This is a genomic window from Plastoroseomonas arctica, assembly GCF_018128965.1.
GTDB classification, from domain to species: domain Bacteria; phylum Pseudomonadota; class Alphaproteobacteria; order Acetobacterales; family Acetobacteraceae; genus Plastoroseomonas; species Plastoroseomonas arctica.
In genome coordinates, this window is record NZ_JAAEDH010000001.1 from 225,767 (window position 1) to 239,338 (window position 13,572).

Below are 13,572 nucleotides of genomic sequence, written 5' to 3' on the forward strand. Positions count from 1 at the left end.
ACGGCGCCGTCCGGCCCCGCGCGGGCGAGACGCTGCGTAGTTTCCGAGGCTGCACGTCCCGCCCAGGCAGGCGGTAGAGAGGCGATCCGGCCCGCGTCACGCGATCTCGCGCGGCGCGCTGCCCCGATCGGACCCGCCATGTTCCAGCATATCCTGCTGCCCGCCACCGGCGCGCCCGCCGACGCGGTGGTCTACGCAACGGCACGCGCCGCCGGCCTCGGCCAGCCGGTGCATCTCGAAGTGCTGCACGTGAAGCGCGACCCGGTGGCCGCCGCGATCGGCCTGGCCGGCAGCGGCATGGATGGCGGCTATGGGGTGAGTTTGATGATCGACACCATCGAAAAGGACGAGGTCGCCGCCGAGGCCGCGGCGCGCGCATCCTTCGCGTCGTTCCGCGCCGAATCCGGCGAGGCCACCGCCACCCTCACCGTCGAGACCAGCGATGAAGAACAATCCCTGATCGCGCATGGCCGCACCGCCGACCTCGTGGTGATCGGGCGCGGCGATGGCGGCGAGGATGTGGCGCTCGGCCGGATGCAGGCGGTGCTGGCCGGGGTCGGGCGGCCGCTGCTGATCGCCGCGGCGCATAGCCCGCGCGCGCTGCTGGACACCGTCGTGATCGCCTGGAAGGACACCGCCGAGGCGGCGCGCGCCGTGGGTGCGGCGATGCCCTTCATCGCGCGCGCCGGCCGCGTCCTGGTGGTGACCATCGGCGAAGATGAAGCCCCCACCGAGCCCGGCCCGGCCTCCGCCGCGCGGCTGGTGGCGACGCTGCTGCGGCACAATCCCGAGGTCAGCGCCTGGCATGTACCCGCCGGCGCCGGCAAGACCGGTGCGGAGGCATTGCTGGCGGCCGCGACCGAAGCGCGCGCGACGCTGCTGGTGATGGGCGCCTACGGCCATGGCGAGCTGCGCGAGATGGTGTTCGGCGGCTTCACCCGCAGCGTGCTCGGCGGCGCGCCGATGCCCGTGTTGATGATGCATTGATGGCAAGCCCGCCCGCGGCGCCGCGCAGCCTCACACGATACTGGCGCTGGGGGCTGGCGCTGATCCCGGTGCTTGCGCTCGGCGCCTGGTTCGGCCCGGCGCTGCTGCTCGGCCCGCGCGTCAGTGTCACCCTGGTCTCTCGCGGCACCCTGCTGCGAAGCGTGGTCGCGACCGGCGTCGTGACGACGCCCTATCGCGTAGCCATCGCCAGCCAGATCACCGGCACGGTCGCCGAGATCCCGGTGCTGGAGGGCCAGGCGGTCACCCTCGGCCAGGTGCTGGTCCGGCTCGAGGATGGCGAGCTGCAGGCGGGCCTCGCCCAGGCCCGCAGCGCCGTCGCGCAGGCGGAGACCCAGCTGCACCACCTCACCGAGGTGACCTTGCCGGTCGCGATCCGCACCCTCGCCCAATCCGAGGCGACGCTGCTCAATGCTGGCCGGCAATTCGCCCGCAGCGAGGCGCTGCAGACGAGTGGCTTCGCGACCCGCGCCGCGCTGGACGAGGCGCGTGTCGCGCGCGACGTCGCCGAGGCGCAGATGCAGGCCGCGCGCATCCAGCGCGACTCCAACACCCAGGGCGGCACCGATGAGGTCCTGGCCCAGGCGGTGCTGACCGAGGCGCGGGCCAGCCTGCGCGCGGCGCAGTCGCGCCTGGACCACGCCACCATCGCGGCACCCGTCGCCGGAACGCTCATCGCGCGGAGCATCGAGCGCGGCGATGTGGTGCAGGCGAACACGCCGTTGATGACACTCTCGCCGCGGGCCGCGCCGCAGCTGGTGGTGCAGATCGACGAGCGCAACCTGGGCCTGATCGCCCTGGGCCAGCCGGCGCTGGCGTCGGCCGATGCCTATCCGCAGGCGCGATTCTCGGCGCGCGTCGCCTACATCAATCCCTCGGTGGACCCGCAGCGCGCGGCGGTCGAGGTGAAGCTCGACGTCCGCGAACCGCCGCCGGCGCTGCGCGAGGACATGACGGTCTCGGTCGACATCACCGTGGCCGAGCGCACCGGCATCCTGATCCTGCCGCTCACCGCGATCCGTGATGCCGCCGGTGCCGCCTGGATTCTGCGCGCCGAGGCCGGCCATGCGCGGCGGGTGCCGGTTCGCCTGGGGCTGCGCGGCGCCGTCGCGGCGGAAATCCTCGAAGGCCTTAGCGAGGGCGACCGGGTGCTGCCTGCCAGTGCCGCCGTCGCCGCCGGAGACCGGGTGCGCGCGCCATGATCCGCTGGCTGCCCTTCGAGGGCATCGCCGCGCTGCGCTTCATGCGCGAGGGCTGGATCCAGACCATCTTCATCCTCGTGGGGGTCTCGCTGGGCGTGGCGGTGACGGTGTTCGAGACCTCCATCCTCACCGGGGTGCAGGCGAACTTCCTCAAACGCGTCCTGACCAGCCAAGCGCATATCGTGCTGCTGCCGCCCGACGAGGTCGCACGCCCGCTGCACGATGGCCCCGGCATCGTCGAGGATGCGACGCTGCAGCGCCCCAACCAGCGGTTGCGCTCGATTGACCAGTGGCAAACCATCCGCGCGACAGTCGCCTCCACCCCCGGCGTGCGCGTCGTTGCCTCCGTCGCCTCCGGCGCGGCGATGGCCGTGCGCGGGGACGCGACGGCGTCGATCTCCATCATCGGCGCCGAGCCCGAGGACTACTTCCGCATCGTCCGCGTGCCCGACTACATCGTGGCCGGCACCTGGCGCCTGACCAGCGATGACATCCTGATCGGCACCGACCTCGCCACCCTGCTTGGCGTGACGGTGGGCGACCGGCTGTTCGTCACGGGGCGCTCGCCCACGCCGCGCGCGCTCACCATCACCGCCATCTTCGACCTCGGCAGCAAAGGGGCGAATCTGCGCACCACCTTCGTAGCCTTCCGCACCGGGCAGAGCCTGCTGAACCTGGTCGGCGGCGTCACCAGCCTCGAGATCGCGGTCGCCGACGCCTTCGCCGCCGAGACCATCGCGCAGGATCTGTCGGCCCGCACCGGCGTGCGCGCGGATAGCTGGATCAAGACCAATGCGCAGTTCTTCACCGCCGTGCAGGCCCAGAACACCTCCAACATCGTGATCAGCTCGGCCGTTGCGCTGTCGGTGGCCTTCGGCGTGGCGAGCGTGCTGGTGGTCTCGGTGGTGCAGCGCGGGCGCGAGATCGGCATCCTGCGCGCGATGGGCGCGCGGCGGGGGCAGGTGCTGCTGGTCTTTCTCCTCCAGGGCGGCGTGCTGGGCTTTCTCGGCGCGGTGCTGGGCTCACTGATCGGGGCGGGGCTGCTGCTCGTCTGGCATGACCAGGTGCGGCAGACGGATGGGACCGAGCTGTTCCCCTATGTCCTCGATCCGCTGCTGATCGGCGGCACGCTCGCCTTCGCCTCCGTGGTCGGGTTGCTCGCCGGCATGGCGCCGGCGATGCAGGCGGCGCGGCTTGACCCGGCGGTGGCGATTCGTGGCTGAGGACGCGCTGCTGAGCGGCATCCGCAAATCCTTCAACATCGGCGCGCCCGCCGAGGTGGAGATCCTGCACGGCATCGACATCACGCTCGAACATGGCGCCTTCTGCGCGCTGATCGGGCCCTCGGGGTCGGGGAAATCCACCCTGCTCAACATCATCGGCCTGCTCGACCGGCAGAGTGCGGGGCGGCTGGTCATCGGGGGCAAGGATACCCAGGGCCTCGATGATGCGGCGCTGACGCGGCTGCGCGGCGAGACGATCGGCTTCGTCTTCCAGGCGCACAACCTGATCCCGGCCTTCACCGCGGCCGAGAACGTGATGATGCCCATGCTGCTCAGCCGCGGCTGGGCCGATGCCGCCATGCGCGCGGCGGCCGAGGCGCTGCTCGACCGCGTGGGCATGACGCGCTGGCGTGATGCGCGGGTGGGCAATCTCTCTGGCGGCCAGGCGCAGCGCGTGTCTATCGCGCGCGCGCTGATGATGAAGCCGGTGCTGGTGCTGGCCGACGAGCCGACCGGCAATCTCGACACCGCCGCCGCCGACGGCGTCTTCGACATGATGCACACCATGAACCAGGAGCAGGGCATGACCTTCCTCATCGTCACGCATGATCCGCGGCTGGCCAAGCGCTGCGGGCGCATCATCGAGCTCGTCGACGGGCAGGTCGTGCAGGGGGCCGCCTAGATGCGCCGCAAGATCCTGCTGGCCTGGGTGCTGCTCGGCCTTGCGGGCGGCGCGGTGGCGTTCGCGCTTGGCTATGGCGTGGCGGCGGGCTGGGTCTGGTCCATCACCGCCTTGCCGGTGGCCGCCCATGTTGCCATCGGCGTCGTCCGCTCCCTGCTCGGCGGCAAGCTAGGCGTCGACATCATCGCGCTCGCCGCCATCCTGGCCGCCGTGGGCATGGGCGAGCCACTGACCGGCGCCGTCGTCGCGCTGATGGTGGCCGGCGGCGAGGCGCTGGAGGGCTGGGCGGAGGGCCGCGCCACGCGCGCGCTGACCGCCCTGCTCGCGCGCGCGCCGCGCCAGGCCGCGCGGGTGACCGCGACCGGGGTCGAGGAGATCGAGGTGGGCGCGATCGCGGTGGGCGACATCCTTCTCGTGCGCGCCGGCGAGACGGTGCCCTCCGATGGCGCGCTGGAGGATGCCGCCGCCACGCTCGACGACAGCGCGCTGACCGGCGAATCCCTGCCCGTCAACCTCGTCCAGGGCGGGCGGCTGCGCAGCGGCGCGGTCAATGCCGGCGCCGCCTTTCGCATGCGCGCCGAGCAGACCGCCGCGACGAGCAGCTATGCCGCCATCATCCGCCTCACGCGCGATGCCGCCGAGACCCGCCCGCCCCTCGCGCGGCTCGCGGATCAATGGGCGCTGGGATTCGTGGCACTCACCGCGCTCGTCGCCGGCGGTGCCTGGGCCTGGACGGGCGATTCGGTGCGCGCGCTGGCCGTGCTGGTGGTGGCCACGCCCTGCCCGCTGATCCTCGCCGCGCCCATCGCCCTGGTGGCGGGCATTGGGCGCGCGGCGGCGCGCGGCATCGTCATCAAGGGCGGCGGCGCGCTGGAGCGTCTCGCGCGTGTCCAGACCATGCTGTTCGACAAGACCGGCACGCTCACCACCGGCCATCTGCGCCTCGCCGCCATGGATGTGGCGCCGGGGATGGATCGCGATGCGGCGCTGCGCCTCGCCGGCATCCTGGCGCAGGGCTCGACGCATCCGGTCTCCGAGGCGCTGGCCCAGGCAGCGCGGGCACGCGGCCTCGCGCTGCCGCTACTGGATGCGCCGGAGGAGGCGGCGGGCGGCGGTGTCGCGGGCAGCGTGGCGGGCGTGCGCGTGCTGCTCGGCAGCCAGGCCTTCCTGGCGAAGCAGGGCGTGGCCGATCTGGATGGCCTCGGCGCCTCGGCGGCGCTGGTCGCGGTGGCGGGCTCCGTGTCCTTCCTGGCGCGGGAGGGTCGCGCGGTGGCGGTGTTCGTCCTGGCCGACACGCTGCGCCCCGAGGCCCCGCGCACGCTGCGCGCGCTTCGCGGGCTGGGCGTGACGCGGATGGTGATGCTGACCGGCGATCGCGCCGCTGCCGCCGCGCCCATCGCCGCCGCCCTGCGCCTTGATGCGGTGCAGGCGGATTGCGCACCGGCCGAGAAGATCACCGCCGTGCACCAGGAATCGGCCAAGGTCGCGACCGCGATGGTCGGCGACGGCATCAATGACGCGCCGGCGCTGGCCGCGGCTGGGGTGGGAATCGCCATGGGCGCGCAGGGCACCGCGGCGGCGGCCGAGGCCGGTGATGTGGTGCTGCTGGTCGACCGGCTGGACCGCGTCGTGGACGCGATCGCCATCGCGCGGCGCAGCCGGCGCATCGCGTTGCAGGCGATTGGCCTGGGGATGGGGCTGTCGGGTGTCGCGATGGTGGCGGCGGCCGGCGGGCTGCTCATGCCGCTCGCGGGCGCGGTGCTGCAGGAGGGGATCGACGTCCTCGCCATCCTGTTCGCGCTGACCGCCTTGCGGCCAGGCCGGAGCGAGCGTGCGTCGGCGCCGTTGCCCGCTTCCGCCGGCCTTGCGGAGCGCGAGGCGGAGCACACCGCGCTGCGCGGGCTTGCCGAAGCGCTGCGCGACACCGCCGAGGGCATGGATGCCGGCGCGGGCGCCCTCCCCGCCATCGAGGCGCTGGACGCGCGCCTGCGCGCCGAGGTGCTGCCGCATCAGCGCGCCGAGGAAAGCACTCTCTACCCGGCCGCGGCGCAGCGCCTGGGCGGGGTGGACCCAATGGGCCCGCTGATCCGCATGCACAGCGCCATCGAAATCCTGGTCGGCCAGCTCGGCCACCTCATCGTCGCCGCGCATGGTCCGGGCGGCTGGGAGGCCGCATCCGGCCCCATCCGGCGCAGCCTGTTCGAGCTGGAAGCGATGCTCAGCCTGCACCTGACCATCGAGGAGGAGGCGCTCGCTGAACTCGGCGACGCGCCTGCGTAGAATCCGAAGCTGCCTTGACGGTGTAGCGCGCGCCTAGGGTGCCGTCGCTCGAGCAAGCCGCTTATCGATGCCCCCGTTCGAGGAATTCCCCATGTCGCACAACGCCCAGCTGAAGCAGGCCGTTCTTTCGGATTGAACTGGGAGCCCAGTATCCATTCCGCCCATACATCGCTTCGCCGACCGGGCCTGATCGCAGCGCCCCTACAACTCTCCGCCGTGCAGCCAAGGCTCACGAACAGATGGTGGTCATCGGGGTCGACCATCATGGTGCGTTGCGCGAGGTCCGGCAGGATGTCCACGCCCTCAGCGCGCACCCGGATGCGCCACGTCTGCCTGTTGTGGAAGTTGGGCGCGAGCGTCGCGTGCCGGATGAGGTCCGGCATGCCGGGCGGTACGGGGGGAGCCTGGCGTGAGGGGAGGCGGCTTCGCACGCCTATTCGCCTATGCCGCGTCTCGCACGCGCGGTGAGCGCCACCGCGACGCCCCGGCGCCGGCCCGACCAGACGGCGATTCATGCCACGGGCGTCGTCAGGGCATCGGCATGGAAGCGGCTGCCGTCGCGCGCGGCCAGCGCCTCGTAATCCGCGTATTTCTCCAACACCGCCAACTGCGCCTGCGCGAGGAGCACTGCGGCCTCGTCCGGCCGGGTGTTCACCAGGCTGCGGTAGCGCAGCTCGTTATAGGCGTAGTCCTTCAGCGGGATGGCGGGCCTGGGGCTGTCGAGGCGGAAGGGCGCCTCGCCGGCGCGGCGCATCGCCGGGTTGAAGCGGAACAGCGGCCAGTAGCCCGAGGCCGTCGCCAGGTCCTGCTGCTTCATCCCGTAGCGCAGGTCATAGCCATGCGCGATGCAGTGGCTGTAGGCGAGGATGAGCGAAGGCCCCGGCCAAGCCTCGGCCTCGCGGAAGGCGAGCAGCGTGTGTTGCGGGTTCGCCCCCATCGCCACCTGCGCGACGTAGACATTGCCGTATGCGATGGCCTGCAGGGCGAGGTCCTTGCGCGCAGTGCGCTTGCCGGCCGCGGCGAATTTCGCGACCGCGCCCAAAGGTGTGGCCTTCGAGGCCTGGCCGCCAGTGTTGGAATACACCTCCGTGTCCAGGACCAGTACGTTCACGTCGCGGCCGCTAGCGAGCACGTGGTCCAGCCCGCCGAAGCCGATGTCATAGGCCCAGCCATCGCCACCCACGAGCCAGATGCTGCGACGGACCATGTGGTCGAGCACGGAGAGCAGGTCGCGCGCGCCGGGTGCGTCGCCGAGTGCCAGCAGCCGCGTCTGCAGCGCCGCCACGCGCTGGCGCTGCGCGACGATTTCGGATTCGCGGATCTGCGGCGCGGCGATCGCGGCTTCGACCAGGTCTGCGCCCAGCTGAGGTGCCAACTGCCGCAGCAACCGGATGGCAAGCGCGAGGTGCATGTCGGCGGCGAGCCGGAAGCCTAGGCCGAATTCCGCATTGTCCTCGAACAGCGAGTTCGACCAGGCCGGCCCGCGCCCGGCCTTGTCCTTGGCCCAAGGGGTGACCGGCAGGTTACCGCCATAGATGGAGGAGCAGCCGGTGGCATTGGCGATCTGCGCGCGGTCGCCGAACAGCTGCGAGAGCAGGCGCAGATAGGGCGTTTCGCCGCAGCCGCCGCAGGCGCCGGAGAATTCGAACAGCGGCTCGAGGAACTGCACGCCGCGCACATCGGCGAAATCGACCAGCGCGCGGTCGTTCACCGGTAGCGTTTCGAAGAAGGCGATGTTGTCCCGCTCGGCCGCCAGCACCGGGCCCTTGGGCGCCATGTTGATCGCGCGGTGCTTCGGATCCTCCGGTGCATGCGCGGGGCAGACCTCCACGCACAATCCGCAGCCGGTGCAGTCCTCGACATAGAATTGCAGGGTGAATCGTGAGTCCGGATAGCCGCGCGCGTTCACCGGCGCCGTCTTGAAGGTCTTGGGCACGTCGACGAGACGGACCGTGTCGAAGAAGCGCGCGCGGATCACCGAATGCGGGCAGGCGATGGAACACTGGCCGCACTGGATGCAGAGCTCCGTGTCCCAGATCGGCACATCCTCGGCGATGTTGCGCTTCTCCCAGGCCGCGGTGCCGACGGGGAAGGTGCCGTCAACCGGCATCGCGCTCACCGGCAGCGCATCGCCATGCCCGGCCATGATCGCGGCGGTCACCCGCTTGACGAAGGCGGGGGCGGCGTCCGGCACGATGGGCGGGCGTTCGAGCGTGCTGGTGGCACTCGCGGGGATCGTCACCTCGTGCAGGTTGGCCAGCGCCTGGTCCACGGCCGCGTTGTTCTGCGCCACCACGGCGGCGCCCTTTTCGGCGTAGCTGTGCGTGATCATGGCCTTGATGCGGCGGATCGCCTCGTCGCGCGGCAGCACGCCCGAGAGCGCGAAGAAGCAGGTCTGCAGCACGGTGTTGATGCGCCCGCCAAGGCCCGCGTCGCGCGCCACCTTCGTGGCATCGATCACGAAGAGGCGCAGCTGCTTCGCGATGATGTCCTGCTGCACCGTGCGCTGCAGATGCGCCCAGGCCTCGCTTGCCGGATGCGGGCAGTTGAGCAGGAAGGCCGCGCCTGGTGCGGCCAGGCTAAGCACGTCCACACGCTCGAGAAACTCGAACTGGTGGCAGCCGACGAAGCTGGCCTGCGCGATCAAGTAGGGCGCCTCGATCGGCGCCGACCCGAAGCGCAGATGCGAGACGGTCTGCGCGCCGGATTTGTGCGAATCATAGACGAAGTAGCCCTGCGCGTAGCGGCCCGCATCCTCGGACAGGATCTTCACGCTGCCCTTGTTGGCGCCCACCGTGCCGTCCGAGCCGAGGCCGTAGAAGACCGCACGCGTCACCGTCGATGGCTCGATGGAGAAGTGCGGGTCCAAGGTGAGGCTGGTATGCGTGATGTCGTCGTCGATGCCGATGGTGAAGCCATGGCGCGGCGCCGGCTTGCCCAGCTCGTCGAACACGGCCTTCGCCATGGCCGGGGTGAAGTCCTTCGACGACAGGCCATAGCGCCCACCGATCACGCGCGGCATCACGGCGCGGGTGCCCGACGCCACCGCTTGCGCCAGCGTGGCGATCACGTCGAGGTAGAGCGGCTCGCCGGTAGCACCGGGTTCCTTGACGCGGTCCAGGACCGCCACGGCGCGCGCCGTGATCGGCAGTGCTGCGAGGAAATGCGTGGCCGAGAATGGCCGGTAGAGCCGCACCTGCAACACGCCGAGCTTCGCATCGCCCGCAAGCGCGGCGGCGGTGCCGCGTGCGGTCTCCGCTGCCGAGCCGATCAGCACCACCACCCGCTCGGCGTCCGGCGCCCCGGCATATTCGAACAGCCGGTAGCGGCGCCCGGTCAGGGTCGCGAAGCGCGCCATGGCGGCGTCCACGATCGCGGGTGTGGCGGCGTAGAAAGGGTTGGAGGCCTCGCGCGCCTGGAAGAAGGTGTCCGGGTTCTGCGCCGTACCGCGCATCACCGGATGCTCTGGCGAGAGCGCCCGCGCGCGATGCGCCCAGACCAGCGGCTCGGGGATCATCGCGCGGATCTCGGCATCATCGAGCAGGGTCAGTGTGTTCAGCTCGTGCGAGGTGCGGAAGCCGTCGAAGAAATGCATGAAGGGCACGCGGCTCTCGAGCGTCGCGGCCTGGGCGATGAGCGCCATGTCATGCGCCTCCTGCACCGAGCCGGCCGAGAGCAGCGCGAAGCCGGTGGAGCGGATCGCCATCACATCCGAATGGTCGCCGAAGATGGACAGTGCCTGGGTCGCGACCGAACGCGCGGCGACATGGAAGACGCAGGAGGTCAACTCACCCGCGATCTTGAACATGTTGGGCAGCATCAGCAGCAGCCCTTGGGAGGAGGTGAAGGTGGTGGTCAGCGCGCCCGATTGCAGCGCGCCATGCACCGCGCCGGCGGCACCGCCCTCGCTCTGCATCTCCTGGACCACCGGGATGCCGCCCCAGATGTTGGTGAGCCCATCGGCGGCCCATTCATCGGCGAGTTCCGCCATCGTCGAGGAGGGCGTGATGGGGTAGATCGCGCAGACCTCGTTCACCCGGTAGGCGACATGCGCGCAGGCGGTGTTGCCGTCCATCGTTGCCTTGGCGTGAGTAGCCGTGGCGGTCTGGAGAATGGGGGACAGGGCGTTCATGCGTGGGCTTCCTGGACCATGTCGATGGCGTGGCAGGGGCATTGCTCGAAGCAGATGGCGCAGCCGGTGCAGTGGTCGAGATCGACGTCATAGCCGGCGCCGTGGGCGAGCTTGACGATCGCCTGCTCGGGACAGGATGCGAAGCACTGGTCGCACTCGTAGCAGTTGCCGCAGGAGAGGCAGCGCTGCGCCTCGTGCCGCGCGGCGGGTTCGGCAAGGCCATCCGTGGTCTCGACGAAGCTCGCGCCCATGCGCGCGCCGACCGGCAGCTCGTGCTGGGTCGCGAGTGGGGCATCGGCGTAGATCGGCAGGTGCAGCATATCGAAGCTGATGCCGGTGCGCGGCGGCTGTGCGGCCACCGTCACGCCACGCAGCCAGGCGTCGATATGGCGAGCGGCCTTCTTGCCGCCGCCCACCGCTGCGGTCACGCTGCGGTCACCGGAGACCATGTCACCGCCGGCGAAGACGCCCGCATGCCCGGTCATCATGCCGGCATCGACCTGCACATTGCCGTCCGCGCCGATCACCATGCCGGGGATGGCGCCGAGGAAGCCGGTATCAGCCTTCTGCCCGAGGGCGAGGACCACGGAATCGGCGGCGAGCGTCTCCATCTCGCCGGTCGGCTGCGCGCGTCCCTCGGCATCGAGCGCCATGCGCTCCACCGTGATCGCGCCCGCGCCGATGTCGTGGATGCTGCTGAGCCAATGGATTTTGATGCCTTCGTCGAGCGCCTCCTGCGCCTCGAAGGCATGCGCCTCCATATGCGCGCGGTCGGAGATGAAGACGATCATCGCCTCCTCGGCGCCCAGCCGCCGGGCGGTGCGTGCGGCATCCATCGCCGTGTTGCCCGCGCCATAGACCACGACACGGCGACCGAGTTTTGGCGCGGTGCCGGCGGCCGCGTCGTGCAGCAAGTTGATGGCGGTGAACACCTTCGCCGCATCGCGCGCGGGGATGTCGATGCGCTTGCCGATCTGCGTGCCGATCGCGATGAACACCGCGTCGAAGCGGCCTTCCGCCTGTTCCGCCAGCAGGTCCGTCACCTTGTGGTTCACCGTGATGGTCACGCCCATCGCTTCGATGCGCCGGACCTCCTTCATCAACTCCTCGCGCGGCAGGCGATAGGCGGGGATGCCGAAATGCAGCATGCCGCCCGGCAGTGGCCCGGCGTCGCGGATTTCCACCGTGTGGCCGGCGCGCGCGAGGTGATAGGCGGCGGCCATGCCCGAGGGTCCGGCGCCGATCACCAGCACGCGCTTGCCGCTCGGCGCGGCGGTGATGCGCGGCACCCAGCCCTGGGCCGACGCCATGTCGCCGAGGAAGCGCTCGACGGCATGGATGCTCACCGCGCTGTCGAGCTGCGCGCGATTGCAGCCGGTTTCGCAGGGGTGATAGCAGACGCGGCCATGCACGGCAGGGAAGGGGTTGTCGCGCAGGATCACCTCCCACGCCTCGCGAAATTTCCCCGCCTGGGCGAGGTCGAGCCACGCCTGGATGTCCTCGCCGGCCGGGCAGGCAGCGTTGCAGGGCGGCAGCAGTGCGACCCATTCGGGATGCTTTGTCCGCGCCGGGCCGGTGCCCTTCTGGCGCAGCAGGTCGATGGTCGGCGTGAAGTCGGCGAGGAGAGCGGTCATGCCCGGACCTCCTTCGCACCGGTCTCGCGCAGCACGAAGGTCAGGACCAGCGCGAGCAGGATCGCGCCCAGCCAGATGAAATTGGCCTGGGCGAAGACATCGGCCGAGAGCGGCGCGCCGTTCGCGATCCGCATCAACGCATAGCCGAAGGCGGGGGCGAGCAGCGCGGAGCAGCTGAACACCAGGAAATTCATCGCCCCCGTGGCGCTGCCCTTCACGCGGTCCGGGTTCGCTTCCTTGATCATTGCGTATGGGATCATCGCGGCACCCGAGCCGATGCCGAAGACCAAGCCGCCGAGATAGGGCGGGATCACATGGCCGAACCAGGCGATGCCCACGCCCGAGAGCAGCATCAACGCGATGCCGCCATAAAGCGCGGGCTTCCGCCGCCCCATACGGTCCGCAATGTAGCCCAGCAGCGGCGCGCCGATCACCCAGCCGAGCGGCACCATCGAGGCGCGCGTGACCGCTTCACCCGTCGCGACACCTTCGCCGAGATGGAGGAAGGGCACGCCCCAGATCATGTCGCCGATGGTGGTCGGCATGAACAGCAGCCCGCCGATCAGGCCGCAGAGCCAGGATTGCGGATTGGCCAGCACCACCTTGAATGGTGCGAACATCGTCCAGATCGAGCCCTTGGCGGGCTCATGGTTGGCCGGTGTCACGATCAGCATCAGCACCGCGACGATCGCGACCGCCGCACCCGCGATGAACCAGAAGGACTGCCAGGCGATCGGCCCATGCACCAGCGGTCCCACCGCGAATTGCCCGGCGAAGCCACCCAGCATCCCGGCCAGCTGCGTGAAGCCCACCGCGGTGGCCAGCCACTTCGCGGAGAACCCGTGCACCGCAAGATAGACCGCGCCGGTGAAGGCGAAGGCCGATCCCGCGCCCTGCAAAAGCCTCCCGCCCTCGACCGAGCTGATCGAGCCCAGCCCGAACAGCACGCTGCCCGCCGCAGTCGCCAGCAGGCCGATGAAGATCGGCAGCTTGGCGCCGAAGCGGTCGAGCGAGGCGCCCGAGATCAGCGCGAATCCGGCATAGGTGTAGTAGTACATGCCCAGCAGCGCGCTGACGCCGAGCGTGGTCAGGCCGAAGGCGGCGGTGAGCTCGGGGATCATGACGCCCGGCGCGGAGCGGATCGCGTATTGCAGGAAGTAGAAGACCAGGCAGAGCGCCCAGGCGATGATGTACATCGTGCGGGGCTCCGCCGCCGTGGCGCGCGGCGGCGCCAGGAGCAGCGGTGGGGCGATCGCGATCGTCTCGGCCATGGCGTCTGCTCCTGTTCGTTGGCCAGAGGTTAGTCGCGGTAGCGCATCGCGGGGCAGGTTCGGAAAGTACCGAGGCGCCGCCGCTCGCGCCCCCTGCCTGCGTAGTTTCCGACGCTCTCACCCCCTGCGGCGCCGCGGCTACA

Annotated in this window: 8 protein-coding genes; 5 read left to right on the top strand and 3 right to left on the bottom strand. The window is 70.7% G+C overall.

Going from position 1 to position 13,572, the window contains the following annotated elements:
* Positions 1 to 138: 138 nt before the first annotated feature.
* Genes GXW79_RS01115 through GXW79_RS01135 form a run of 5 tightly spaced genes read left to right on the top strand, consistent with a single transcriptional unit; the run spans position 139 to position 6,392 of the window.
* Positions 139 to 987, top strand: a complete 849-nt coding sequence (locus GXW79_RS01115) for a universal stress protein (RefSeq protein WP_211872362.1) — start codon at positions 139 to 141, stop codon at positions 985 to 987.
* Positions 987 to 2,207, top strand: a complete 1,221-nt coding sequence (locus GXW79_RS01120; RefSeq protein WP_211872363.1) for an efflux RND transporter periplasmic adaptor subunit — start codon at positions 987 to 989, stop codon at positions 2,205 to 2,207. The genes GXW79_RS01115 and GXW79_RS01120 overlap by 1 nt, the downstream gene beginning before the upstream one ends.
* Positions 2,204 to 3,430, top strand: coding sequence for an ABC transporter permease (locus GXW79_RS01125; protein WP_211872364.1), 1,227 nt, complete (start codon positions 2,204 to 2,206; stop codon positions 3,428 to 3,430). Before GXW79_RS01120 ends, GXW79_RS01125 begins: the two co-directional genes overlap by 4 nt.
* Positions 3,423 to 4,112, top strand: coding sequence for an ABC transporter ATP-binding protein (locus GXW79_RS01130; RefSeq protein WP_211872365.1), 690 nt, complete (start codon positions 3,423 to 3,425; stop codon positions 4,110 to 4,112). Before GXW79_RS01125 ends, GXW79_RS01130 begins: the two co-directional genes overlap by 8 nt.
* Positions 4,113 to 6,392: a heavy metal translocating P-type ATPase gene (locus GXW79_RS01135; RefSeq protein WP_211872366.1), complete on the top strand. Its 2,280-nt coding sequence runs from the start codon at positions 4,113 to 4,115 to the stop codon at positions 6,390 to 6,392.
* A gap of 511 nt (positions 6,393 to 6,903) precedes the next feature.
* On the opposite strand, the gene nifJ is transcribed toward GXW79_RS01135, so the two are convergent.
* The 3 genes from nifJ to GXW79_RS01150 are packed head-to-tail and all read right to left on the bottom strand — an operon-like array spanning position 6,904 to position 13,429.
* Positions 6,904 to 10,524 (bottom strand): pyruvate:ferredoxin (flavodoxin) oxidoreductase, encoded by a 3,621-nt coding sequence (gene nifJ, locus GXW79_RS01140; protein WP_246503597.1) that lies wholly within the window; start codon positions 10,522 to 10,524, stop codon positions 6,904 to 6,906.
* Positions 10,521 to 12,158 (bottom strand): NAD(P)-binding protein, encoded by a 1,638-nt coding sequence (locus GXW79_RS01145; protein ID WP_211872367.1) that lies wholly within the window; start codon positions 12,156 to 12,158, stop codon positions 10,521 to 10,523. The genes nifJ and GXW79_RS01145 overlap by 4 nt, the downstream gene beginning before the upstream one ends.
* On the bottom strand, positions 12,155 to 13,429 hold the full coding sequence (locus GXW79_RS01150) for an MFS transporter (RefSeq protein ID WP_211872368.1): 1,275 nt from the start codon (positions 13,427 to 13,429) through the stop codon (positions 12,155 to 12,157). Before GXW79_RS01150 ends, GXW79_RS01145 begins: the two co-directional genes overlap by 4 nt.
* Positions 13,430 to 13,572: the final 143 nt, after the last annotated feature.